Annotated in this window: 17 protein-coding genes and 4 pseudogenes; 8 read left to right on the top strand and 13 right to left on the bottom strand. The window is 71.7% G+C overall.

Annotated features, from left to right (window positions below; genetic code table 11):
• Window positions 1-80: 80 nt before the first annotated feature.
• Both ACFY2B_RS20065 and ACFY2B_RS20060 read left to right on the top strand, forming a co-directional pair.
• Entirely contained in the window at window positions 81-821 is a 741-nt protein-coding gene (locus ACFY2B_RS20065; protein ID WP_390764438.1) for an alpha/beta hydrolase, read from the top strand.
• A 312-nt stretch (window positions 822-1,133) separates the two neighbouring features.
• Window positions 1,134-1,700, top strand: a complete 567-nt coding sequence (locus ACFY2B_RS20060) for a DUF6529 family protein (RefSeq protein ID WP_390764437.1) — start codon at window positions 1,134-1,136, stop codon at window positions 1,698-1,700.
• A gap of 24 nt (window positions 1,701-1,724) precedes the next feature.
• On the opposite strand, the gene ACFY2B_RS20055 is transcribed toward ACFY2B_RS20060, so the two are convergent.
• Both ACFY2B_RS20055 and ACFY2B_RS20050 read right to left on the bottom strand, forming a co-directional pair.
• Complete coding sequence (locus tag ACFY2B_RS20055; protein ID WP_390764436.1) at window positions 1,725-2,603, bottom strand: class I SAM-dependent methyltransferase; 879 nt, start codon at window positions 2,601-2,603, stop codon at window positions 1,725-1,727.
• Between the two features lie 122 nt (window positions 2,604-2,725).
• The gene (locus tag ACFY2B_RS20050; protein WP_390764435.1) at window positions 2,726-3,304 is read right to left on the bottom strand and encodes a helix-turn-helix domain-containing protein; all 579 of its coding nucleotides are present in this window, start codon (window positions 3,302-3,304) and stop codon (window positions 2,726-2,728) included.
• A gap of 256 nt (window positions 3,305-3,560) precedes the next feature.
• On the opposite strand from ACFY2B_RS20050, the gene ACFY2B_RS20045 reads away from it, so the two are divergent.
• Complete coding sequence (locus ACFY2B_RS20045; RefSeq protein WP_390764434.1) at window positions 3,561-5,162, top strand: MFS transporter; 1,602 nt, start codon at window positions 3,561-3,563, stop codon at window positions 5,160-5,162.
• A 249-nt stretch (window positions 5,163-5,411) separates the two neighbouring features.
• On the opposite strand, the gene ACFY2B_RS20040 is transcribed toward ACFY2B_RS20045, so the two are convergent.
• The 3 genes from ACFY2B_RS20040 to ACFY2B_RS20030 all read right to left on the bottom strand — a co-directional run bounded on the left by ACFY2B_RS20040 (window position 5,412) and on the right by ACFY2B_RS20030 (window position 8,694).
• Window positions 5,412-6,878 carry an alpha/beta hydrolase gene (locus ACFY2B_RS20040; protein ID WP_390764433.1) on the bottom strand — a complete coding sequence of 489 codons (1,467 nt, stop codon included), beginning with the start codon at window positions 6,876-6,878 and terminating at the stop codon, window positions 5,412-5,414.
• Between the two features lie 83 nt (window positions 6,879-6,961).
• Window positions 6,962-7,678 carry a MerR family transcriptional regulator gene (locus ACFY2B_RS20035; protein ID WP_390764432.1) on the bottom strand — a complete coding sequence of 239 codons (717 nt, stop codon included), beginning with the start codon at window positions 7,676-7,678 and terminating at the stop codon, window positions 6,962-6,964.
• Window positions 7,679-7,908: 230 nt separating this feature from the next.
• Window positions 7,909-8,694: a DUF3152 domain-containing protein gene (locus ACFY2B_RS20030; protein ID WP_390764431.1), complete on the bottom strand. Its 786-nt coding sequence runs from the start codon at window positions 8,692-8,694 to the stop codon at window positions 7,909-7,911.
• A gap of 269 nt (window positions 8,695-8,963) precedes the next feature.
• Between ACFY2B_RS20030 and ACFY2B_RS20025 the strand changes: the two genes are divergently transcribed.
• From ACFY2B_RS20025 to ACFY2B_RS20010, 4 genes and pseudogenes are all read left to right on the top strand, one after another.
• A complete protein-coding gene (locus ACFY2B_RS20025; RefSeq protein ID WP_390764430.1) occupies window positions 8,964-9,656 on the top strand; it encodes a response regulator in 693 nt (230 codons plus the stop codon).
• Window positions 9,653-11,128 carry an ATP-binding protein gene (locus ACFY2B_RS20020; protein ID WP_390764429.1) on the top strand — a complete coding sequence of 492 codons (1,476 nt, stop codon included), beginning with the start codon at window positions 9,653-9,655 and terminating at the stop codon, window positions 11,126-11,128. The genes ACFY2B_RS20025 and ACFY2B_RS20020 overlap by 4 nt, the downstream gene beginning before the upstream one ends.
• The gene (locus ACFY2B_RS20015; RefSeq protein ID WP_390764428.1) at window positions 11,125-11,685 is read left to right on the top strand and encodes a hypothetical protein; all 561 of its coding nucleotides are present in this window, start codon (window positions 11,125-11,127) and stop codon (window positions 11,683-11,685) included. Before ACFY2B_RS20020 ends, ACFY2B_RS20015 begins: the two co-directional genes overlap by 4 nt.
• Window positions 11,686-11,823: 138 nt before the next feature.
• Window positions 11,824-12,531: pseudogene (locus ACFY2B_RS20010) on the top strand (MMPL family transporter); the annotation flags it as partial.
• A gap of 114 nt (window positions 12,532-12,645) precedes the next feature.
• Here ACFY2B_RS20010 and ACFY2B_RS20005 read toward each other — a convergent pair.
• From ACFY2B_RS20005 to ACFY2B_RS19975, 7 genes and pseudogenes are all read right to left on the bottom strand, one after another.
• A complete protein-coding gene (locus ACFY2B_RS20005; protein ID WP_390764427.1) occupies window positions 12,646-13,107 on the bottom strand; it encodes an SRPBCC family protein in 462 nt (153 codons plus the stop codon).
• Window positions 13,108-13,280: 173 nt separating this feature from the next.
• Window positions 13,281-14,171, bottom strand: a complete 891-nt coding sequence (locus tag ACFY2B_RS20000; protein ID WP_390764426.1) for a helix-turn-helix domain-containing protein — start codon at window positions 14,169-14,171, stop codon at window positions 13,281-13,283.
• Between the two features lie 91 nt (window positions 14,172-14,262).
• Window positions 14,263-14,961 (bottom strand): annotated as a pseudogene (locus ACFY2B_RS19995) (DnaJ C-terminal domain-containing protein); the annotation flags it as partial.
• Window positions 14,962-15,312: 351 nt separating this feature from the next.
• Window positions 15,313-16,020, bottom strand: a pseudogene (locus ACFY2B_RS19990) (caspase domain-containing protein); the annotation flags it as partial.
• 4 nt (window positions 16,021-16,024) lie between these two features.
• Window positions 16,025-16,507 (bottom strand): hypothetical protein, encoded by a 483-nt coding sequence (locus tag ACFY2B_RS19985; protein WP_390764425.1) that lies wholly within the window; start codon window positions 16,505-16,507, stop codon window positions 16,025-16,027.
• Between the two features lie 480 nt (window positions 16,508-16,987).
• Window positions 16,988-18,625, bottom strand: coding sequence for an APC family permease (locus ACFY2B_RS19980; RefSeq protein ID WP_390764424.1), 1,638 nt, complete (start codon window positions 18,623-18,625; stop codon window positions 16,988-16,990).
• 249 nt (window positions 18,626-18,874) lie between these two features.
• Window positions 18,875-19,401 (bottom strand): annotated as a pseudogene (locus ACFY2B_RS19975) (nuclear transport factor 2 family protein).
• 444 nt (window positions 19,402-19,845) lie between these two features.
• On the opposite strand from ACFY2B_RS19975, the gene ACFY2B_RS19970 reads away from it, so the two are divergent.
• Complete coding sequence (locus ACFY2B_RS19970; RefSeq protein ID WP_390764423.1) at window positions 19,846-20,850, top strand: aldo/keto reductase family protein; 1,005 nt, start codon at window positions 19,846-19,848, stop codon at window positions 20,848-20,850.
• Window positions 20,851-21,096: 246 nt separating this feature from the next.
• Here the strand turns inward: ACFY2B_RS19970 and ACFY2B_RS19965 are convergent, their stop codons facing one another.
• Window positions 21,097-22,941 carry an MFS transporter gene (locus ACFY2B_RS19965; protein ID WP_390764422.1) on the bottom strand — a complete coding sequence of 615 codons (1,845 nt, stop codon included), beginning with the start codon at window positions 22,939-22,941 and terminating at the stop codon, window positions 21,097-21,099.
• Window positions 22,942-24,615: the final 1,674 nt, after the last annotated feature.

The following is a 24,615-nucleotide window of genomic DNA, read 5'->3' as shown; positions in this document are numbered from 1 at the left end:
TGACCGCGGACGGCAGGACGCGCGGGCCGGGTCCGCCCTGCCCCCTCACCTGTTGTGACACCACGCGAAGGAAGCACGCCATGAGTTCGCCGCACACGAAGACCTACGTACTCGTTCACGGTGCCTGGCACAGCGGGCAGATCTGGGACCGGGTGGTCCCGCTGCTGGGCCGGGCCGGACACCGGGTGTTCGCGCCGTCGCTGACCGGCCACGGCGAGAAGGCACATCTGCTCGGTCCCGAAGTGGGCCTCGACACACACGTCGACGACGTCGTCGCCCTCCTCGCCGAAGAAGACCTCACCGACGTGGTGCTCGTCGGGCACAGCTACGCCGGCCTGGTCGTCTCGGCGGCGGCCGACCGGGTCCCGGAGCGGATCGCCCGTCTGGTCTACGTCGACGCTCTGGTCCCGGTCGACGGCGAGAGCACGATCGACGTCCTGCCCGCGACCCAGTTCATGATCGACCAGGCCGCGGGCTCCGACACTCCCTGGCGTATCCCGCCCATGCCCGAACGGCCCACGCCGGCGGGACTGTTCGGGATCACCGACCCGGCGGACATCGCCTGGGTGCGCACGCTGCTGTCCGACGAATCGGTGCGCTGCTTCCAGCAGCCGGTCCGACTGCACAACCCGGCCACGGACGCGATCCCCCGGACGCACATCCACTGCACCGGCGACAAACCGGCGGACTTCGTCCGGCGTGCCGTCCCCGCCCGCCAGCCCAACGGCACCCCGGCACAGGTGTGGGAGGTGCCGACCGGCCACGACTGCATGGTCACCGCGCCCGCCGACCTCGCCCGTCTCCTGCTCGCGGCCGGCTGACCCGCTCGCCGCCGCGCCCCTTCGGCGCCCCGTTCGGACGATCCGCACGACGGCGCGGATCGTCCGAATGGCCCGCCCGCCAGCGCGCCGCCTGGACCCGGCAGGGACTCTTCGGACGTACTGGCCAGATCGGCCCGCACCGGCTGGAGGACCCGTTGAGAGAACCGCGCCCCGTGACCGCCCCGGTCGCCGCCGACGCTCCGCGTGCCGCGGCGCACGTAAGCCCCTCCGGCGGCAGAAGGACGACGACCGGCGGGAGCCCGCGGCCCGCACCGGCGGCCCGCGCGACCACCCGCGGCGGCGGCTGAACCCGTGGACGGCCTCACACACCCCGCCCACCACCGACGGCTCCACGACGTCCTGTGGCTGCTCCTGCCCGTGGCGGTGGTGGCCGGCCTCGTGTGGTTCGGCAGGGTGCACACCCCCGACTACCAGACCGGCCTCTTCGGGCAGTACGCCGACGACGCCAGGCGGCTGAAGGCCCAGCTCGGCTCCGCGCTCCTGTGCCTGGCGCTGATCCAGGTGATCCTCGCCCTCTGGATCTACGGCCGCCTGCCCGCGCTGCGCGCCGCACCGCACCGGATCCACACCACGCACCGCGTCATCGGCCTGCTCGCCTTCCTCGTCTCCCTCCCTGTCGCCCGGCACTGCATCACCGCCTACGGCGTCCAGTTGACCGACGCCCGCCGGGCACTGCACTCGCTCACCGGCTGCTTCCTGTACGGGGCCTTCGTCGCCAAGGTCGTCGTGGTCCGCCACCGCCGCTGGCCGGGTTGGGCACTACCCCTGGCCGGCGGCGTCCTCGTCACCGTGATCGCCCTGATCTGGTACTCGGCCCCCCTGTGGTACCTGAACGGCCACCAGGCACCCGGGCTGTGAGCGGCCGGCGGGCCGGCTCGCCGTTCAGGTCCGGCGTGCGGCCCACACGGTGCGTTCGGTGCGTACGGCCAGATCGTCCCGGCGCAGGATGCTGCCGGGGCCGTCGGTGTCGAGGAGCCGGTCCAGCGCGGCCAGATCCTCGGCCGGGAGGGCGTCGACGACGGTGGCGCGCATGCGCCCAAGACTCCTGAGGGCGTAGCGGCCCACCGCCGCGGAACGGGCCTGGCCGACGCTGACGGCGACCGTGCGTTCGTCCTCCAGTGAGAAGCCGGCGGCGGTCAGCCGGGGGCCCCAGTCGGCACCGCGGTGCGGCACGTGCTCGGCGTGGTGGCGCTCGCTCGCGGCGTGGCAGCGCTCCTCCAGGCCGGGCCGGTCCGCCGGAGCGTCGCCGGGCAGGAACCGGGGGAACCCGGCCAGTTCGACGATCGCGCACAGCCCGCCGGGCAGGAGCAGGTCGTGGATCTGCCGCAGGGTGCGGTCCGGGTCGGCCATGTGGTGCAGGGAGGCCGACGCCCACACCAGATCCGGCGTGCCGAGGTCCGGCCAGTCCGCGTCGAGATCGGCCTGGACGGTGCGCACGCGATCGGCCACACCCGTCGCGCATGCCTTCTCCCGCAGGCGGTGCAGGTGACCGGCCGAGGAGTCGACGGCGGTCACATGGGCCTCGGGGAAGCGTGCGAGCAGGGCGAAGGTGCCCGTGCCGGTCCCGCAGCCGAGGTCCACCAGCCGCGCGGGGGGCGACTCGACGGGCAGCCCGGCGACGAGGGACGCGTTGTGCTCGGCCAGCACCTCCGCGTCCAGGTCGAGCAACTCCGCCTGGCCGTCGCCGTGGTCCCCGGGCCCGTGGTCCGGACCGGGCTGGTGGGCAGGGTGCACGCCCTGGGCGTGCTCGGTGTGCGTCATGGATGCACAGTAGGAAGGCCATGCGCGCCGTGCACGCTGTCTTGCGTATACGGCAAAAAGGTGGCCGCGTGCACGGCTGGACACGCAACCGGCGCGGGCGGTCTCCGATCAGCCTGAGGGCGCTACTTTGCGGCGGCGCCCTCGTCGGCCCGGTGCCCGCGGCGGGCGTCGCGGTCGAAGATGCCCAGGATCTCGCACGGGCCGCCGTCGGCGCCGATGGCGTGCGGCAGCATGGTGGGGAACTCGGCGGCCTGGTCGGTCTCCACCCGGAAGCGACGGTTGCCCAGCAGCAGGAGAGCGGTGCCGGAGAGCACCACGAGCCATTCCCGGCCGGGATGGGCGCGCAGCCGTGACGGACTGTCCGGTGGCGGGCTCGTCATGCGCTGCCGCACGACGGTCATCCCGGGATCCGATCGCACCGGCCAGCGCATCAGCCCGTGGGCCGTGTCGATCATCGGGTGGGAGACCACGTCGTCGGTGGCCGTCTCGACCAGCTGGTCCAGCGAGGTGTCCAGGGCGCGGGCGAGGGTGACGAGCTGGTCAAGGGCCAGCCGGCGCCGGCCGTTCTCGATCCGGCTGAGCGAGGACTGGCTGAGCTTCGCGCGGCTCGCCAGTTCTTCCAGGGACCAGCCCTGTGCCACCCGCAGGGCGCGGATCCGTTTGCGTACGAGGCTGTCCAGCTCACCATCTTCTTGCGTCATAGGCATCAACCTATGCCCTCATCGCAAGCAGCGCCTACCGTCGTCGTACCGGGCCCCGTGATCGGGACCCGTTCGCACGACCGAATGGGACCGACGCGGCCCGCGCCGCCGCACAGCCCGGCGCCGCTCAGGCCCGAGCGGCCACCCCGCACGACGGCCACGACACCGTCGTGCCGGCCACGACGGCCGGCCGTCGCCGCGGCGCCTGCCCCGGCGGGGATCGCCCCGCCTTCCCGAGAGGACAACAGAGGACATCATGAGTACGAACCTGCCTGCGCGGGCGCACGTCGCCGACCCGGGCGGTGGCACCGACACGACGGTCACGGACGCGCGCCGGCGCCGCTCGATCCTGGTCGCGGTCTGTATCGCGCTGATGGCGGTCATCGCCTCGGTCTCCGGCCTGAACGTCGCCCAGCCGGACCTCGCCGTCGCCTTCGGCGCCTCCCAGAGCACCATCTTGTGGATCATCAACATCTACACCCTCAGCCTGGCCGCACTGCTGTTGCCGCTGGGCGCGGTCGGCGACAGGTGGGGCCGCAAGCCGGTACTCCTCGCGGGCCTGACCGTGTTCGGTGCCGCGAGCGCGCTGGCGGGTCTTGCCCCGTCGGCCGAGGTCATGCTCGCCGCACGCGTCCTCAGCGGAGTGGGCGCGGCGATGATCATGCCGGTCACGCTGGCCGTCATCACGTCCACCTTCCCGGCGGCGGAACGCGGCCGGGCGATCGGTGTGTGGACCGGGGTCGCCGGTGGCGGTGGCATCCTGGGCATGTTCCTGTCGGCCGCCCTGGTCGACCTGGCCAGTTGGCGCTACCTGTTCGTGCTCCCCGTGGCGCTCGTCGTCGTCGCCCTCGTCATGACGCTGCGCTCCGTTCCGAACTCGCTGGAGCGGGCGCCGCACTCCTTCGACACCGTCGGTTCGCTGGCCTCCGTCGTCACGGTGGTCGGGCTGATCTTCTTCCTCCAGGAGGGCCCGGAGCGCGGCTGGACCGCGCCCGCCACCCTGGTGGGCCTCCTCGTCGGAGCTGCGGGTGCCGTGGGCTTTGTGTCCTGGGAGCTGCGCCGCCGCGCTCCGCTGCTGGAGGTACGGCTGTTCCGTGAGCGTGGACTGGCGAGCGGCTCGGTGGTGTTGCTGGCGGTCTTCGGTGTGCAGGCGGGCATCTTCGTCGTCCTCTTCCCCTTCTTCCAGGCCGTCCTCGGCTGGTCGGGGCTGCTGTCCACGGTGGCGCTCATGCCCATGGCCGTACTGATGATGGCGGCCTCCGGCCTCGCTCCGCGCCTGGCCGAGCGCGTCGGGGCCCGCACGACCATGGCGACCGGGATCCTCCTCGCCGGTGCGGGCCTGGCCCTGATGGCGATCCTGGTCTCCGTCGACGGCGGCTATCCCGCGGTCCTGCCCGGCATGCTCGCCATGGGCATCGGCATGGGCCTGTCGATGACCCCCTCCACCGAGGCCATCACCGGCTCCCTTCCCCGCGAGCGCCAGGGCGTCGCCTCCGCGCTCAACGACGTCACCCGCGAATTCGGCACCGCGCTCGGTGTCGCCCTGCTCGGCGCGCTCCTGTCGGCCGGCTACCGCGGCGCCATCGACTCCCGGCTCGACGGCGTTCCCCGGGGCACCGCCGACACCGCCCGCGAAGGCATCGCCAACGCCCTCGAAACCGCCCACGGCGCCGGCCCGCACGCACCGGCGCTGATCCGGGCCGCACAGCAGTCCTTCGTCGACGGCTGGCAGACGGCGATGTGGACCGGGGTCGCCGTCATGGCCGCACTGTTCCTCTACGTCGTCACCCTGGGCCCCCGGCACCAGGCCCGCGCGGCCGCGAGCGACACGGAACCCGCGGACGCCACCGTGGCGTGAGGCGGTGGCCGCCCGACGGGATGCGCGGGCGCCCGGACCACGGTGACCCGACCCGACCCGCCTCGCGTGGCCGTGACCTGCCTCGTGCGTACGTGACCCGCCTCGTACGCATGTCACCCGCCTCGCGCGAACGAGCGGACACCGGCCGAGGCCGGGCCCCTCCCGGCGGAGCTGCTCGTCTGCCGCCGGAGCGAGGCCGGCCGGTCGGCAGGGCGAGGCCGTCGCCCTGCCGACCGGCCGGGCACCGGCCTAGCGCTTCCGGTGGGACTCCGCCGCGCAGGCGAGGTCGCGCGCTGGTCGTTCCCCCGTGGTCAGGAACGTCGTCACCGCGTTCTTCGCGCACGCGTTCTCGCCGAACGGGTAGACACCGTGGCCGCCCTGGTCGGCCGTCACCATCCGGGCCCGGTCACCGAGGGCCCGGCGCAGCTCGCGGGCGCCGGCCAGCGGCGTGCCCGGGTCGCGCAGGTTCTGCACCATGAGGACGTTCGACGGGCCGCGGTCGCCGATGTGCACCGGCGGCTCCACCTGGTCGGTCGGCCAGAACGCGCACGGCCCGATGTTCGCCGTCATCGCCCCCAGCATCGGGTAGCGGAGCCGGTCGACCGCGACGTCGCGCCGGTAGGTCCGCACCGACTGCGGCCACCGCGAGTCACCGCAGATCACGTAGAACCGGCTGGACATGGCGTTGTCCAGGTCCGTGGGGGGAAGCCCGGGGGACGTGGGCACCGGCTTGTCCTCGTCGAGCGCCTGCCAGGTCGCCGCGAGAGAGGGCAACTGCGCGTCGCTGTAGAGCAAGCTGAACGTGGCCCCGCGGAACACGGTGCCGTCGAAACCCTGAACCGGTTTCCTGTCCAGCCGCGCGGCGAGGTCGTAGTACTTCGCGGTCACCTGCCCTGGGGTGCTGCCCAGGCCGTACTCCGGATGGGCGGCGGCGTACGCCGCGAAGTCCGGGAAGCGGTCCTGCATGCCGCGGGCGAACCTCCGCATGGCGGTGACGTCGTAGCCGCCGGGGCCCAGGCTGCTGTCGAGCACGATCCGGTCGCTGTGCTGCGGGAACAGCGTCGTGTACACCGCGCCCAGGTAGGTGCCGTAGGACACGCCGTCGTAGGAGAGCTTCGGTTCGCCGAGCGCCGCGCGGATCCGGTCCATGTCGCGTGCGGTGTTCGCGGTGGTGATGTAGGGCCGCAGCCAGGCCGTGCGCGACGTGGCGCACTGCTCGGCGATGGTCTTCGCGTACGCGGCCTGCTCGGTGAGGTCGGCCGGGGTGTTCGGGGGCGGCGGGAAGTTGCCCCGCGCTTTCTGTTCCTCCGTCAGATCACATGTCACCGGTGCGCTGTGTCCGACGCCGCGCGGGTCGAAGCCGATCACGTCGTAGGTGTCCCGCACGCTCTGCGGCAGCGAGTCGCCCAGCGTCAGCAGGGCGGGGAAGTCCAGTCCGGTGCCGCCGGGGCCGCCCGGATTGGTCAGCAGCACGCCGCGGCGCCGCTCCGGCTTCTTGCTCGCCAGGCGGGATATCGCTATCTCGATCTTCCTCCCTTCCGGATGCCGGTAGTCCAACGGGACCTCGACCGTCGAGCACTCCAGGCCGGGCAGGGTGACGTCCGCCGGGCACGGCCCCCAGGTCACGGTCGTCGGTGGCGTCGTCGCCGACGCCTGCGGAACTCCGGCGAGCGCCATCGCGGCCACGGCGAGGAGAAGGGAGAAGGATTTGCGCATCTGACTTCCTCTTGGACGACGCACCACGGCGTCGGGATCAACGGACGGAAGAAGGACGGGTCGTGAGGGTGACGCGACACGCCCTAGCAGTTCATGCGGATCAGGGTGTCGATCTGAGCGGGGTTGTAGAGGTCGAGGGCGGCGAGGGCGAGTGCGCGCCGGGCGAAGTCCTCGCCCTGCGGTGCGTCGGCGCTGAGGTCCTGGAAGCTCGGGAACGCGGTGAGCATCTCCTTGACGGCGGGTGCCTGGCGCATGCGTTCGGCGAGGTCCTGGCAGGTCTGTTCGTCGGCGTCGGCGGGCAGCCGCTCGAACTCGGTGAGCGCGGGGTCCGGTTCGTACGTCCGTATCGTGTCCGCGTAGGCGTCGAGCGCCGGCCGGCCGAGCACCTGGGCCATGACGACCGCCAGCGACCGCTCGCTCTCCGGGACGTCCGCCCCGGCGACGGCCTCGCCCAGAGGGGACGGCAGGTCGGTCGGCGCGGCCCGGTGCAGGATCAGGGCGATCTCCGCGCGGGTCCGTTGCAGCCGCTCGATGGTCGCGGCCAGTTCGGTGTCGAGATTCCGGAGCGCTTCCTCGGGATGCTCGTCGGTGTCACCCAACTCGGCGATCTGGGCGAGGGAGAGCCCGAGCCCGGTGAGGCGTTTGATCCGCACCACCCGCACGAGGTGGGCCACACCGTAGCTCTTGTAGCCGTTGGCCCGGCGTTCGGGCTCGGCCAGCAGACCGACCTCGTGGTAGTGCCGTATCGCCCGCAGCGTGGTGCCGGCGAGCTCGGCGAGTTGACGGGTGCTCCACGCCACGGCATCCCCAGACCCAAGGTTCCGCGCGACGCGGACGCGTCGGCGAGGCCCACTTAAAACCATGCCGCTACGGCATGGTCAAACCGGCTGCTCGCTTTCGGCCGCCGGCCGGAGCGGACGGCGCGCCCGCGGTGCCCGCCGCGCCGCGTCCCGGCGCGCAGGCGGCGCTCACGGGCAACCCCTCGGGCGGCGCTTCGGCCGCACCGGGCGGGGGCGCGGCACCCGGGTGCTCACGGGACGGACGGGCCGGTGATCGGACGTCCCTCGGCGTCGTACGGCCAGACGTTGGGGACACAGCCGTGCATGCCCTTGATCTGCTGCATCATCGCGGGGGCCGGCCTGCCCCGGCCCGGGCAGGTGACATGGCCGTGGCCGAGGAAGTGCCCCACCTCGTGGTTGATGATGAGCGCCCGGTAGGCGGTGACGTCGTCCGCGTAGACGGGGGTCGCCAGCTCCCAGCGTTTGAGGTTGACCATGACGGTGTGGGAGACCGTGCAGTTGACCTCGCCGCCGGTGTCGAGACCGTACCGTCCGCAGATGTCGTCGACGGTGCCGGCGGTGGCGATCTTGACCGCGAAGTCGGCGGTGCCGCCGGAGACCCGCTGGAACGCCGAGTGCCCGTCCGCCGTCCAGCCGCGCGGATCGCTCAGGATGCGCTCCACCTCATGGGCGGCGTCGGCGGGGGAGACCGGTATGCCGTCCTCCACCTCGACCCGGTAGCGCAGCACGGAGCCCGTGCCCGTCTTCCCGCTCGTGCCGGTCGCGGTGACGAACGTTCCCGGGCCCTCGTCCGGGATGCCGGGCGGGGAGGAGGAGGCGGACGCCCGGGGCGCGGCCGGCGGGCTCGACGTCGCCGTGGCGCCCGGGTCCGGCGCCGACGGCCCGGGGGAACGCTCCGCCCGCGGGGCGAGTCCGGCCCGTACGCCGGAACCGGTCCCCGCCGCGGACCGTCCCGCGTCGGACGACGTCCAGGCCACCACCGCACACCCGGCGGCCGCGAGCACGGCCGCCGCCACCAGACCACCCGTCAGCCCCCGCCTCCCGCCTCTCCTCCCGCGGTGCCGCTTCCCGCTCCGCGCCGCGGCGTGCGCGGAACCCCTCCGGCGGCGACGGGAAGGGGGTGGATCTCCTTGGTACGCAGTCACGGTCGTTCACGGTGTGGCCGCCATGTGATCGAGTCTGGCCCGTGCGGTAACGAGTCGATAACGCCCGCTCTCGACCTGCATATATGATCAATCGGTAACAGTTTTCCGCCCGGGCGGGCGGCCCTTTGGATACTGAGTCCATGCCACGTGTACTGCTGATCGAAGACGACCGCGCCGTCCGCGAGGGCGTCACCCTCGGGCTGCGTCGGCAGAGCCATGACGTCCTCGCCGCCGGGACCGGTGAGGAGGGGATGGACCGGCTGCGGTCCTTCCGGCCGGACATCGTCGTCCTCGATCTGATGCTGCCCGGCATGACGGGCCTGGAGGTGTGCCGCGGCATACGGGTCCTCGACCAGACCCTGCCGATCATCATGGCGACCGCGCGGGGCGACGAGGTGGACATAGTCGTCGGTCTGGAGGCGGGCGCGGACGACTACGTCGTCAAGCCGGTGCCGGCCCGGGTGCTCGACGCCCGCATCCGCGCGGTCCTGCGCCGGGCCGGCGGGACGGCCGCCGGCACCGCCCTGCCGAAGATCGACAGCTACGGGGACCTGACCATCGACCGGGCCGGCCTGACCGTCACGCTGAACGGCGGGCCGATCGCACTCGCCCCCTCCGAACGGCGGCTCCTGCTCACCCTGTCCGCCTCACCCGGCCAGGTCTTCAGCCGGCAGCAACTGCTGGAGGCGGTCTGGGAGCACGACTACCACGGCGACGCCCGTCTGGTGGACGCCTGTGTCAAACGGCTGCGCACGAAACTGGACGAGCCGCCTCGCGCACCCCGCTACATCCACACCGTCCGCGGATTCGGCTACCGCTTCGCCGCCCGATGAGGGCCCGTCGGCTGCGCGGCCTGCGCCCACGGCTGGTGGTGGCCTTCGGGCTCGTCGCCGCCGTCGCCGCGGCCACGACCGGTGCGCTGACCTTCAGGGAGGCGCGCACCGGAGTGCTCCAGCAGAGCCAGGACGCGGTGATCAGGCAACTGCGCACCCAGGTCGGCCAGCTCGCCGACGGACTCTCCTACCCTCCCGGCCGGCAGACGTTGCAGCGGTTCGCGTCCGGCCTGGCGGACACCGAAGCGCAGGGGCACTGGCGGGTGCTGGTCACGTTCCGGGAGAGAAGCGCCTCCTCCGTCGCCGGGGACCCCTTCACCGAGGTGACGCCGGCCGTGCGGGAGGCCGTCGCATCCAGCCGGGCCACCGTCTTCCAGCGGGTACGCGGGGACGGGCACACCTCACTGGTCGTCGGCATGCCGGTCACCTTCGACGCACCGGGCGAGGGGCAGGTGCTCTCCGGGGTCCAGGTGTTCCTCGTCGTCCCGCAGGCCGTCGAGCAGGCGTACGTCGACGCCCTGGTCACCGCCGTCGAACGCGCCATGGTGGTGGCACTCGCCCTCGCCGTGGTGCTCGCGCTGCTGGCCGCGCGCGGGGTACTGCTGCCGGTGCGGGCGCTGCGGCACGCCACGCGCAGCATCGCCGAGGGCCGTCTGGACACCCGGCTCGCGGTCAACGGCTCCGACGAACTCGCGGATCTGTCCGACACGTTCAACGAGACGGCCGCCGCGCTGGAGACATCGGTGGCGGAGCTGCGGGAGATGGAGGCCAAGGCCCGGCGTTTCGCCGCGGACGTCTCGCACGAACTGCGCACCCCGCTGGCCGCCATGTCCGCGGTCACGGACGTCCTCGACGAGGACGCCGCCCGGCTGGATCCGGACACGGCCACCGCGGTACGGCTGATCAGCGCGGAGACCGTGAAACTGGCCCGCCTCGTGGACGACTTGATGGAGATCTCCCGCTTCGACGCGGACGCGGCGGTCCTGCACCTGGACGAGATCGACCTCGCCGAGTCCGTCCGGCGTACGCTCGCCTCCCGCGGCTGGTCCGACTCGGTGGAGACCCGCCTGCCGGCGCCCGACACGGTGCGCGCACACGTCGACCCGCGCCGCCTCGACGTGGTCGTGGCCAATCTGATCGGCAACGCCCTGCGGCACGGTGCCCGTCCGGTGCGGGTGAGCCTGCACACGCGCGGTACCACCCGGACCGGGCGCCAGGCGGTCATCGAGGTGTGGGACAGCGGGCCCGGCATCCCCGCCGACGTGCTGCCGCACGTCTTCGAGCGGTTCTACAAGTCGGACACCGCGCGAGTCCGCTCCGAGGGCAGCGGGCTCGGCCTCTCGATCACCGCCGAGAACGTGCGGATGCACGGGGGCACGGTCCGCGCGGCGAACCATCCGGCGGGCGGCGCCCTGTTCACCGTGGAACTCCCGCTGCGGCGGGACGGCCTGCCCGAGGAGGACCGGTCATGAGGGCCACCCACCGGGTCCCGCTGCTGATCGCGTCGGCGATGTTCGCGCTGTCCGCCTGCGGGATCCCCGAGACCGGGGTGGTGCAGGCCGGCGGCCCGGCGAGCGGGATCGCACCGAGGACACCGGTCTACTTCGTCCGGGGCGGGGCGCTCGTCGCGGTGCCCTTCCCCACCGACCGGCCCGGAGACGCCGAGGCGGCCCTGGGGCTGCTCTTCGGCGGCCCGGCCCCGGTGGACGCCTCGGGGTCGCTCACCAGCGAGGTACCGTCGGCCCCGACCACCGCGGTGCGCCTGGCGACCGCGGCACCGAGAGCGACCCCGCCGGACGGCCCGACCCCGCCGGACGGCCCGACCGTGTCGGTGCGGGGCGACGCGCTCGCGATCCGGCTGCCGGCCGGCCTCGGCACGGTGTCCCGCCTCGGGACGGAACAACTGATCTGTACGGCCGCCGCAGCGCACCGCATCGGGAACCCGGCCGGCGGCACCGTGACCGTGACGGTGTCCGGCGACGGCGGCCGGCACGCCGAGGGGACGGACAGGAGCTGCCCCGACGTGTGAGCGCGGAGCCGTACCACCCGGCCGAGGCCGAATGCCCGCCGCGTGCCTTCGCCCCCTCCCGCCCCCGCCGTCCTGCCCGGGACACCGCGCCGTCGTCCGGGTCCCAGTCCGTGCCCCGGACCCGACCCTGAGACGTCCGTGGTGCTGCAGGACGCCCCGGACAGCCGGGCGGCCGAGGACACGATCGAGGCGCTGCGGGACGCCGTCCACCGGGCCGGCGGCTCGGACACCCTGGTCGGGGGCACCACGGCCGAGACCCTGGACACCCGGCGGGCCGCCGGCCGCGACCTGCGGACCGTCGTCCCGGTCGTGCTGCTGGTCGTCCTCGTCGTCCTGATCGCCCTCCTGCGCGCCCTCGTCGCCCCGCTGCTGCTCCTGGCGACGGTGGTGCTGTCGTACGCCGCCGCCCTCGGCGCCTCGAACCTGCTCTTCGAACACGTCCTGGGCTTCGCGGGCGTCGACTGGTCGATCCCGCTGATGGGCTTCGTGTTCCTGGTGGCGCTCGGCATCGACTACAACATCTTCCTCATGCACCGCGTGCAGGAAGAGACCGCGCGACTCGGTCACGCCCGCGGTGTCCTGGAGGGCCTGACCGGCACCGGAGGCGTCATCACCTCCGCCGGCATCGTCCTGGCGGCCACCTTCGCGATCTTGGCGGGCCTGCCCCTGGTGACGATGGCCCAGATGGGCGTCCTCGTCGGCCTCGGCATCCTCCTGGACACCTTCCTGGTCCGTACGGTCCTGGTCCCCGCGCTGGCCCTGGACCCGGGCCGCCCGTTCTGGTGGCCGGGCGGCCTCTCCCGCGGCCCGGACCGACCCGACGGCGACGCCTCCGCGAGCACCGCCACCACGGCCCGGGACCCTGCCCACGAAGTGGCCCAGGACCGGAGAGCAGGGGACGACCTCACGCCCGTCCCGGTTTCCGTCCCGTCCGCGCATGCCCGGACGCCTCGGGGCCGGTCAGTCACCTCGGGCCGGGGGAACGTCCACGCCGGCCGCGTGCTCGGCGAGTCCGCTCGCCATGGCCTGCATGAAGCGGCGGAGATACCACTGGAAGAACCAGCGCATCCCCGGGCGAGCCAGGTACGTACCGTGCCAGTGGATCCTCGTGCCGCCATCGGGCAGCCCGTGCAGTTCGACAGCGGCCCGGTAATCGGCCATCTGCGGATTCTCCACGCCCTCGTACGCGAACCGAGTTCCTGACGTGAGAGCGGTTATCCGCTCCTTGGTGACGGTCTTCCCCGTACGGAAGGCCCGGGTCGCCCCGACGCCGTCCCGTCCGTCGGGCGAGAGCCCCTGCGACTGACCCGTCTCCAGCGCCTCGACCCGCGACCACGCGGGCCAGCTCCGCGGGTCGAGCAACAGCGCCCACACCACGCTCGGCGGCGCCGTCGTCTCGGCTGTGACGTCGTACGACTGCATTCCAGAACTCCTCACGCCGTACGGCCCGAACGCGTCCTTGAACGCGCGCACCGGGCCGGCCGGCCCCGTGCCCTCGCCGACGGCTGCGCTGCCGACGGCGAGAGCTGTCGATCATGCGGCAACCCTATGCACGGGCCGGCGCCGATCCCATGCGCGAGATTGCGGCACGACGGTCAGGGATTGCGGTAGACGGAAGGGCGGGCTCCGGTGTGTCGGAGGAAGGCGGCCGACAGAGCGCCGGCGCTCGCGAAGCCGCACCGCCGCGCGATCTGCGCGACGGCCAGATCGCTGTGGCGCAGCAGCCGTTTCGCCTCCTCGATCCGCAGCCGGGTGAGGAACCGGTACGGCGTCTCTCCGGTGGACTCCCTGAAGACCCGGACGAAGTGGTAGACGCTGAGGTGCACCTCAGCGGCGAGCTCGGCCAGGGTGACCGGATCGGCCAGCCGGTCGCGCATCATCGCGACGGCCGCGCTGACACGCGCGTCCTCCCGCGCCGACGCCCGAGAACCGGGCAGCCCCGCATGCCGGGTGAGCAGGTGCACGCTCAGGAAGGCGGCCGCGGACTCGGCGTACATCTCACCGGCCCCGTCCGGCGAGCCGACCGTGCGCACCGCTTCCTCGACCAGCGGGTCCCCCGCGGCCAGGGACGCGGCCATGGCCTCGTAGTCCACCGCACGGCCACCCAACTGCGCCGCGGCCGATTCGACGGTGTCGCGCGGAAGATGGATCTGAACGCTCCGCATCGATCCGTCCCCGCGGTAACGGCGAACGACGGCTTGACCCGGAATCCCCATCTCGACCCGCCCCGGCACCCAGGCGTAACGGCGCCGCCGGCCGCCACTTCGCACCTCCATCGTCGCCCGCCCCGCGACCGGCAGCACCAGGTGCAGATCGGCTGCGCCCGGTATCTCCAGCTCCTCGGCAACGGGGACGTGCTCGAACCGCTGCACGAGCAAGGACTCCCAGCCGGAGACCTCCCAGCTGCAGTACGTCCGCCGGACGTAGCGAGCCATGTCGAAACCGGCGTAGGGCTGGAGATCGAAGCGAACGGAGTCGAACACCATGACACCGAGGCTACCGATCGTCCTGGCTCCCGGAGCGTCCGCTTCCACACCCTCGGTCACGAGGATGCCCCGGCACGCCGGCTCAGTCGCGGATCTCGACGTGTGCGAGGAGGTCGCCCCGGCCGCCCTCTCTGAGGTGGGGGACACCGAGACCGGCCACGCGCATGGTCTGGCCGTTGCGGATGCCCCGCGGGATGCGGATGGTGTGGCTGCCGTCCAGTGTCCCGACGGGGAGAGTACCGCCCGTCGTCGCCAGGGCGCGCGGCACGGTCAGGGTGCGGTGCAGGTCGTCGTCCGTCCGCCGGAAGACGGGATGCGGGCGCTCCAGGAGTTCGAGATAGAGGTCCGCCGCCTCACCGCCGCCGGGCCCGGCCTCTCCCTCGCCGCCCAGTTGGATCCTGGTGCCGTGGTCGACACCCGCCGGGATCTTGACGGTGAGCGTCCGGCGGGAGAGGACACGTCCGTCTCCGGCGCATTCCGGACAGGGATGGGGCAGGAGCGTGCCGTACCCGGCACACTTGCGGCAGGGCGACGACGGGCCGGTCCTGCCGAGGGAACTGCGCCAGGTCTTCCCGGCGCTGCCGCGTCCGTCGCAGACGTCGCACTTCTGGGGGCGGGTGCCCTGCGCCGTACCCGAACCCGAGCAGGTCGGACACATGATCGCGGTGTCCACCACGATGTCCTTGGTCGTGCCGAACACGGCCTCGGACAGGTCGAGTTCGACACGGATCATGGCGTCCCGGCCGCGGCGGGTTCGCGGCCGGGGGTAGTCCTGCTCCGTTTCCGTGCCCGTCCCCGTGCCGGTGCCGGTGCCCGTGCCCGTGCCCGTGCCGGTTTCCCACTCGGTCTGCGTCCCGGGATCCGGATCCGGGTAGGGGGGCCCGGCCTCGGCTGTGGCCTCCGGCTCCGGAGCCGCCTGCCGCGCACCGCTCCCGGGCCGCGCGTGTCCGGTCGCCGACTTCCCGAACAAGCCGTCCAGGACGTCCGCGAAGGGCTGGCTCTCCGATGCGGCCGTGGTCCGGGCGGACGTCCCGGGGCCGGGCGGGACGTCCGCCTGCGGTGCGGGCGGGACCTCGGTGTCCCGCTCCCGCTCGGCTACCGTCCGGGCCACGGTCACCTGGTACTCCAGGTCCGCCCACATCCGAGGCCGCTGTCTCGCTCCGGAGCGGTGCAGGTGCTCGTACACGTAGTCGTACAACTCGGTGACGGTGATCCGGCCGTCCCGGTTCAGATCGGCGGCGCCCGTACGCAGCCCCTCGATCAGCGCGCCCGTGAAACGCGAGGGCTGCGGCACCTTGGATTCGACGCGCTCGCCCTCCCAGGCGTACTCGGTCCGGCTGGTCGCGGTCAGAACCGCTATGCCGTGCCCGCCGAGTTCGTCGCGTACGTGGATCCGGTCGTCCCCCTTGGCGCCGGGCAGGAAGGCTCCGCTGTAACAGCAGTCGAGGAGGACGATGATGGTACGGGCCCGGCAGCGCTCCATGCGGTCGCGCAGGAAGCCGGCCGGGATCGCGGTGGAGGCGGGCAGGTCGCGGTCCGTGTCGCGGGTGGCGAAGTACAGCCGGCCGTCGTCGTCCTTGATGCCGTGGCAGGACACGTGCAGCAGGAGCAGGTCGTCGCGGCTGCGGTCCCGGAAGAAGCGCTCCAGCGCGCGCATCGCCTCGTGCGCCCGGACATCCTTCAACTGCTCGGTGTGGAAGCCGCCGATGCGGGGGTCGTCGAGCACGCCGGCGAGACCCGCGCAGTCCTGGCCGGGGGAGCGCAGGGTGCTGAGCGTGCGGTCGTCGTACGTTCCGGTAGCGATGAGGAGGGCGTCCCTGCGGCCCGTGCCGAGGGGGAAGTCGGTCATCGGGTCACTCCTGAACGGCGGGCGGTCCCGCGGCACCCGCCGGAAGTCCCGCCGTGGCGTCGGATCCGGCCGGGCTCCCGTCGCCCCTGCTCCGCGTCCGAAGCTCCGCCACGAAGGCGTCCAGCACCTGTTGCTGCTGCTGCGCCGAGGCGTGATCCAGCTCAAGGGTACGGCCGTCGACGTCGACCTTGACCGTGCGCACGGGGCGGTTGCGCATCCAGGTCTCCAGCAGGCGCAGCGCGGGCCGCAGGACGGCCGGGGCGAGACTGACGACGAGGGCGCCGACCGCGATGAGTTCACCCGGCTTGGCGCCCTCCGGCACCGCTCCGTCCGAACGTGCCACCCGTACGTCGGCCACGTCCAGTTCGAGCAGTTGTCTCCTCAACTCCCATGTGAGCTGGTCGAGTTCGTCCTGATCCACGTCGGCCGCACCGGTCATCGCCAGGCGCACACTGCTGGTACCACTGGTACCGTCGGCTGTCGCCATCTATTCCCCCTGTTCAACAGCGGCCTCCAGTGTAGAGGCGAACGCCGGTGCGGGAGGGGGCAGTTGGCGGCGCGGGGCGGTCGGGGGTGGAGGACAGGGGCCTGCGCCGGGTGCGGGCCGGGCCGCACCACTGCCCTGCCAGATGCGCCAGCCATGGATGTCCGGGGTGCATGCGCTCCAGCCACCCGCCGAGAACGTCGCGCCGCGCCAGCAGGGCCTTCCCCTCTCGGCGTCGCCCGCGGGGCAGGAGAGACGGCCTGACCAGGACCGGCCCCGCTGACCGTCGGTCAGAAGGCATGCGATCGTGGGTCCCTGATGCCGTGTCCGGCGTCGACGGCCGGAAAACAGCTGAAAAAGCGGAAATCGACGCTTGTCCGGATCCGGCTCAGAGTACAGCGGAAGGTGATGCGACGGGCGCAGGCCGCGCACGGCCTGCGCCCGTGTTCAGGGGGAAGGGGAAGGGGCGTCCGTACGGGCGGATCAGTGGGCCGGGGCCTCGGTGATCGTGACCTCCTCGATGCTCCGCTCGATCTCCTCGGGCCGGGACGCGGTGCCCTTGGCCCAGTAGTAGATGGCCAGGGAGAAGGCCGCGATCACCAGGATGTCCCACCACAGGCCGATGTGGCCCTGTCCGCCGAAGCCGCCCTGCCAGGAGATCAGGCCCATGCCGGCCAAGTAGGGCGGCAGCCACTGGGCAGCCCGCCAGTCCAGTCGGGGCGCGTCCGGCAGGTCCTTGCTCCTGGCGTACCAGGCGTAGCCGCCGAGCAGCGCGTAGCCGAGGACGATCGCCACGCCCAGCCGCCACAGCGTGTCCCAGCCGGACCAGTAGATGATGAGGTTGGCCACCACGAAGGACAGCGGCGAGATCACCTTGCCGCCGGGCAGCCGGTAGGGGCGTTCGTGGCGCGGAAGCCGTTCGCTGAAGACGCCGTAGGCCAGCGGAGCACCGGCGTACATCAGGACGCTCGCGGAGGTGATGAAACTGACCAGTTGCTGCCAGCTCGGGAAGGGGAGGAAGCAGACCACGCCGGTCACGAAGGAGATGATCAGGCCGAACCACGGCACACCGCGGGCGTCGGTCTTCTCGAAGACCTTGGGCGCGTAGCCGTTCTTGGACAGGCCGTAGGAGACGCGCGAGGTCGCGGTGGTGTAGATCAGGCCGGTGCCGCCGGGGGAGATCACGGCGTCGATGTACAGCACCACGCTCAGCCAGCCGAGGCCCACCACCGTGGCCAGACCGGCCCAGGGGCCGCTGATGCCCGGGAAGTCGAGCTTGGCCCAGCCGTGCGCGAAGGAGCCGAGCGGGAGTGCGCCGATGAACACGACCTGGAGGAGTACGTAGATGACCGCGCCGATGGCGACCGAGCCGAGGGTGGCGCGGGGCAGGTCGCGTTTCGGGTCACGGCTCTCGCCCGCCAGCTGGATCGCCTGCTCGAAGCCGAGCAGGGCGAAGATGATGCCGCTGGAACTGATGGCGCCCAGCACACCCTTGGCGCCGAACGGTGCGAAGCCGTGGGCGGTGAAGTTGTGCGGGTGGAAGTTGCCCACCGCGATGATGAAGATCGTGGCCAGCGGTACGGCGATCTTCCACCAGGTGGCCGCGCTGTTGGTGTGGGCGAGGATCCGCACGCCGAGGAAGTTGACCAGGACGAACACGGCCATCAGGACGACCGCGACGGTGAAACCGCTGGTCGTCAGGGTGCCGTCGGCGTGCTGGAAGCCCTTCGCCCACTGCCAGTGTCCGGCGTAGCCGATCATGGCCTCGACCTCGATCGGGGCCACGGTCGCCGCTTGCAGCCAGGAGAACCAGCCGAAGGACATGCCGGCCAGGCCGCCGAAGGCGTAGTGCGGGTAGCGGGCCGTGCCGCCCGCCACCGGGAACATGCCGCCGAGTTCGGCGTGCACGAGTGCCAGCAGGACGATGGCCACCGCGCCGATAAGCCAGGAGATGACCGCTGCGGGACCGGCCATCACGACGGCCTTCTCGGCCCCGTAGAGCCAGCCGGACCCGATGATGGAACCGACCGAGGCCCACATCAGTCCGATCAGACCGACGTCCCGCCGCAGGGAGGTGCGGCCCTGGGCGACGTCGGGGGCTGCATGGTCAAGGTTCACCACGTCAAGCGACCTCTCACTATCTGAATGCCGAATTAACGCTCAATGGCCGCTCAGACTAGGAATCGGGCTCGCTCGGCAGAAGACCGCAGCCTGCGATTTGACCCTTCCATGGATGATTCTTTTGCGCAGGTTTTGCACAGGTCAGGCCGGGTTCCGGAATGCCTGTATTCAGTCGAGGAATGTAAGAAGAAGGTGAGACTTGGCGGGTCGGCCGGAGTTTTTGGCGGGGCGCTCAGGGCTGCGGCCGCCTCACCGCAACTGCATCTTGATGCGGTCCGGGGAGGACCAGCCTTCGTGGGCGGGCACCATGAAACAGACGCCGAGCCGCACCTCGGCGAACAGCCACCGGCCGTCCATGCGGCGGTACACGTCGTCGAACCGCCCGGACACCAGGATGCTCTCTCCCCGGTACACCGGCTTGGCCTCCAGGTAGCTGATGCCGGTGGCGCGGTCGGGGTCGCGCTCGTCCAGGCGCACGTCGTGCGCGTGGACGAACTGCTTGACGAACGGCGGCTCCGTGGGGGACGGGCTGCCGGTCACCCCGGCGGTGGCCGCGCCGAAGAACGCCGCGATCTCGTCCCGGCCGCGAGGGGTTTTAGGTGCTCGTAGTCCATCACCGCGTCGTCGGTGAACAACTCCGCCGCGTGCTCCTCCCATGCGTTGCTGTTGATCAGTTCGTGGTAGCGGTAGCGGAGCCGGTGCAACGCCTCGATGTCCTCCAGCCGTGCCAGCCGGCGCTCGATGTCCACGAGCCGCGTCGCGTCGGAATCGGTCATGATGGCCCCTTTCCCTTTTTCTGCCAGTCATCCGCCTCGCCTGGCCGCGCGGACCGCGCGAGTCGCGCCGATTGCGTCGGCATCGTCGACGTCGTCGGTCGTGTCGGCGTCGTCGGTCGTGTCGGCCGGAGACCGGGTACCGGCGGCGGCGCGGATGACATTCCCAGTCAATTCGGTCCGGCGGCGGACCTGAAGGACCGATCCGGTCCTCATCCATACCCGCGCGGTATGGGTCGGACCGGTCTTGGTGACCCTGCGCAGAGTACGTCCAGCAGGAGCAGTCACATCCTGTCCCGGGCGGGCGTGAAAATGATCTGATGACAGCGGATACCGAGTGTCCCTCCAGGCGACGCCCGACCAGGCGTCGAACGGCCGGCCGGCCGTGCTGCGCGCGCACCACGGCCGGCGGGGGGTCACCCACACGCCGACAAAGGACTCATCCTTATGGAATATCGCCATCTCGGCCGTAGCGGCCTCGTCATCAGCGAGATCGCGTACGGAAACTGGCTCACGCACGGGTCGCAGGTGGAGGCCGAGCAGGCCGCCGCATGTGTGCGTGCGGCACTTGAGGTGGGCATCACCACGTTCGACACCGCCGACGTCTACGCCGGCACGCGGGCGGAGGCGGTGCTGGGCGAGGCGCTCAAGAACGAGCGCCGCGAGGGACTGGAGATCTTCACCAAGGTCTACTGGCCCACCGGACCCGGCCGCAACGACCGGGGGCTGTCCCGCAAGCACATCATGGAGTCGATCGCCGGCTCGCTGCGTCGTCTGCAGACCGACTACGTGGACCTGTACCAGGCACACCGGTACGACGTGGCCACGCCGCTGGAGGAGACGATGGAGGCGTTCGCCGACGTCGTCCACTCCGGCAAAGCCCTTTACATCGGAGTCTCGGAGTGGCCCGCGGAGCAGATCCGGCGCGCGCACGCCCTGGCGCGCGAGCTGCACATCCCCCTGGTCTCCAACCAGCCCCAGTACCACGCCCTGTGGCGGGTCATCGAGGGTGAGGTCGTGCCCACCTGCGAGGAACTGGGCATGGGCCAGGTGGTGTTCTCGCCGATCGCGCAGGGAGTGCTGACGGGCAAGTACGAGCCCGGTCGGCAGCCCCCGCAGGGGTCGCGGGCCACCGACGAGAAGGGCGGCGCCGACACGATCGCGCGCTGGCTGCGCGAGGAGGTGCTGGAGGCCGTCCAGCAGCTCAAGCCGCTGGCCGCCGAGGCCGGCCTCTCATTGGCGCAACTCGCGGTGGCCTGGGTGCTGCAGAACTCCAATGTCTCCGCGGCCATCGTCGGTGCCTCGCGCCCGGAGCAGGTCGTGGAGAACGCCAAGGCGTCCGGCGTGGTCCTGGAGAAGGACCTGTTGGCCCGTATGGAGGAGATCCTCGCACCCGTCGCCGTCACCGACCCCAAGCGGGTCCACGACAACGTGCCGCTGCGCAGCGTCTGACCGGGTCTGCCCGTCCCCTGCGGGGCACCGCCGTACGACTCGGCGGTGCCCCGCAGGCGTGTGTTCCTCATCGCTGCCGCTGCCGCTGCCGTTGCCGCCGGGCCGTGCCGTCGCCACCGCCGACGCCGCCCGTCGGCGGCCGTCATCCGCGGTCCGTCGGCGGCCGGCCGCCGACGGGCTCCGGCTCGGCGGCCCAGCCCACGGAGACGATCAGGCCCTGCGGCAGTGTTCTCGGGCCCCGTCCGGTCAGGATCCGTGGTCGTCGGACCTGGCCGGGGTGGCGGTCGAACCGTACTTCCGGGGCAGCGCGTCGCCCGGGACGACCAGTTCGTCGATGCCGGTGGCCTCGCCGGAGACCGCGGCAAGCTCACCGCCCAGCGGCTCCACCGGCCGCCTCCCGGGCCGGCGGTCGAGCCGGGCCGTCAGCAGCGAGGCGACGGCCGCGACGACACAGGCGGCCACCGCGAACCAGAACGCGATCACCAGGCCCTTGTGGAACGGGCCGGAGATCAGATGCGGGAAGTACTCCTTGCTGGTGAGCGTGCGCCCGCCGTCCGGCAGCCCGGCAAGGTGTCCCCCGAGCAACTGCTGGAAGGGGTTGTAACCCAGGAACGCGGCGAACAGCACGGCGATCGGCGGCAGCTGCGACAACTGCGTGGCCTCGCCGGCCGGAACGCCCTGCTGGACCAGGCCGGTCTGCATGGTGTGCGGCAGGGTGTGCGAGAGCCCCGCGACCATCAGGCTGAAGAAGATGCCGATGGACAGCACCATCGAGGAGTTCTGGAACGTCGCGGTCATCCCGGCGCCGACGCCCCGCGACTCCGCGGGGACCGCGTTCATGATCTCGGCGCGGTTGGGCGAGGCGAACAGCCCGGAGCCCAGGCCGTTCACCAGGATGAGCAGCGCGAAGACCCAGTAGTCGAAGTCGGTGGGCAGCCCCATCAGGGCGAGGAAGCTCACGGCGGTGAGCAGCGCGCCGCCGACGGTGAAGTACCGGGGGCCCACCCGGTCCGACAGATAGCCGGACAGCGGCGCCGACAGCAGGAAGCCCACGGTCAGCGGAATCATGTAGATGCCCGCCCACAGCGGCGTCTTCTCGAAGTTGTAGCCGTGCAGCGGCAGCCAGATGCCCTGCAACCAGATGATCAGCATGAACTGAAGCCCGCCCCTGCCCAGCGCGGTGAGCAGGCTGGCGATGTTGCCCGCGGTGAACGCCCGCAGCCGGAAGAGCGAGAGCCTGAAGAGCGGTTCGGCGACCCGCTGCTCGATGACGACGAACACCCCGAGGACCAGCACGCCGCCGATGAGCGCGGCGAGCACCCAGGGGTTGGACCAGCCCATGGTGCTCGATCCGTACGGCTGGATGCCGTACGTGATGCCGACCAGTACGGAGATCAGGCCCACGGCGAAGGTGATGTTGCCCCACCAGTCCATGCGGGCCCTGCGGCGCACGCCGGTGTCATGCAGCTTGAGGTACGCCCAGATGGTGCCGAAGACGCCGAACGGCACCGAGACCAGGAAGATCATCTTCCAGTCGACCGGCGCGAGCACCCCGCCCAGGATCAGTCCCAGGAACGAGCCGGCGATCGCCGCGATGGAGTTGATCCCCAGGGCCGTGCCGCGCTGCTTCGCGGGGAAGGCGTCGGTGAGGATCGCGGTGGAGTTCGCGAACAGCAGCGCGCCGCCGATGCCTTGCAGGACCCGCCAGGCGATGAGCCACATCGCGCCCGCGCTGCCGTGCATCCAGGTCACCGAGAGCATGATCGAGCACACGGTGAACGCCGCGAAGCCCATGTTGTACATGCGCACCCGGCCGAACATGTCGCCCAGCCTGCCGAACGTGACCACCAGGACCGCGGTGACCACCATGAAGCCCATCAGCATCCACAGCAGGTAGCTGGTGTTCGACGGGTCGAGCGGATCGAGGTGGATACCGCGGAAGATGTCGGGCAGGGCGATGAGGACGATCGACTGGTTGATCATCACCATCAGCACGCCGAGCGTGGTGTTGGAGAGGGCGATCCATTTGTAGTGCGGTCCGGGTCCTGCGGCCCGCCGCGGCTGCCTTGAGGTGCTGTCGGCTATGGCCACTGCTGCGATTCCCCATCCCCTCCCCGCCGCGGCAATCGCCGGGGAAAATCGTTGGTTGTTGCAGGTAACTTTAGCCGGGGAGGGACACGGCCGCGCTTCCTGAGGGGCCGACGGTGTCGGGGCCGTGGAAGGTCGTCCCGTGGTGGAATTTCTGTGCGCGGGCACCTCGATCGCGGCATAAGGGTGATGTGCGGCACTCTGATCGCGGGATGGGTGCCGTTCTCGACCGCGGGGACAGGGCCGCGCGCCGCGATCCCGCCCCCGGTGCGGAAGCTCGGCTCCGGGCCCGGCCTTGCCCGCGGGCGTCGGAGACCTTCGACCACACCTCCGTCCTTCGGTTCCCGGAGCGGGTGACCGACGTGGCCGAGCCGGACGTCAGCGGGACTGGCGCCGCGGCGTCACCGGTGACCTCACCTCCGCGCCGCGGATGTCCGGGCCGCGCCGTTCCGCCCCCGAGCCGCCGCAGCCCGCAGCCCGCAGCCCGGAGTCCGCAGCCCGGAGTCCGCTACGGCCTCGCCCCGTACGAGGCGGCGCACCTGCCGCTGCCGAGCGCACCCGCCCGGCAGACCCCGCCCCGTCAGGAACGGGGAAACCGCCCGCGGACCTGACACAGCACCAGGAATCGCTTCGGCCCGGTGCCCTTCCGGTGACGCCTCCGGGTTGATCCGCGCCGGTCCCGGCCACGGGATGCCGATCCTGGCCAGGGGGTGCCGGTCCCGGCCGGTGCCTGCCGGTCCCGGCCAACGGGGACGGCGTGCGACGGCCGCTGGTCATTCCCGGGCGCGGTGGACGACGCGACACCTGCCGCCGCTGCCGAACCCGTCGGCTCCCGAGGGCGAGTGAGGATCACCGGACGTACGGCAGGACGACATGAGAATTCCCCCGAGTGGTGTGGTGGTTCCCTCGTGGCGGGCGTGTCCGTGCGGCTGATGTGGCCACTGGCGCGCGCCGGGGTGCCGGACCACTTATACCCATACCCCCTAGGGGAAACAACATCCTGACCGTGCGGCGGCGGGAGCCGGCCCGGCCGCCGCGCCGCCCCGGAGGGCGCGGGTCGGCCAGGTGCCTGCGGTTCGTGCCCTGCCCCACATGCCTGATGGCGGCGGTGCCGGTGTGGGATTTCCACACAAGTGACACGCGCGCCTCCGCTATTACCCCTCCTCTGGAACCGTGATCTTCGTTTTTGTCCCCATTGACAAGAGCTACCCCCGTAGGGTTTTCTCTGCACGGTCGCAACAGAGCACACGTCGGTGCCGGTCGATCACCAGCCACAGCAGCTCGCGTCATCCGCACCAGCCGGGGCTCCGGAATGGGAGACGGACGTCTGATCGTGCCGGGGTGCTGCAACTCACCGACGAACGTGGCGTTCGGTTGAAGATGGGGGACGGCAAACGATGGAGACAGCGATGATGCATGTACCGATCGCGTCCGGATACCGCAGCGTATGAGCGTATCGCCGCACCTTTCCACCGCGGCCGATGACCTCACCCACTCGATTTCCTAGGGCCGACCGGGCCCATTTCCGCGCGGCCGTTCGGCGCTCCCGCCAGAACTCACCGGAGCGATGAGCCAAGCCGCTCGTTCCTTTCGATTCCCGTAATCAATTGTCGGATTCATACTCAGCGACTCGGCCTGCTGCCTGAACGCATCCCGGGTCGGCGCAATTCTCGGCGT

This window comes from Streptomyces sp. NPDC001270 (genome assembly GCF_042896695.1).
GTDB lineage: Bacteria > Actinomycetota > Actinomycetes > Streptomycetales > Streptomycetaceae > Streptomyces.
Note: the sequence above shows the minus strand (reverse complement) of the source record. Positions and strands in the feature narration are given on the sequence as shown.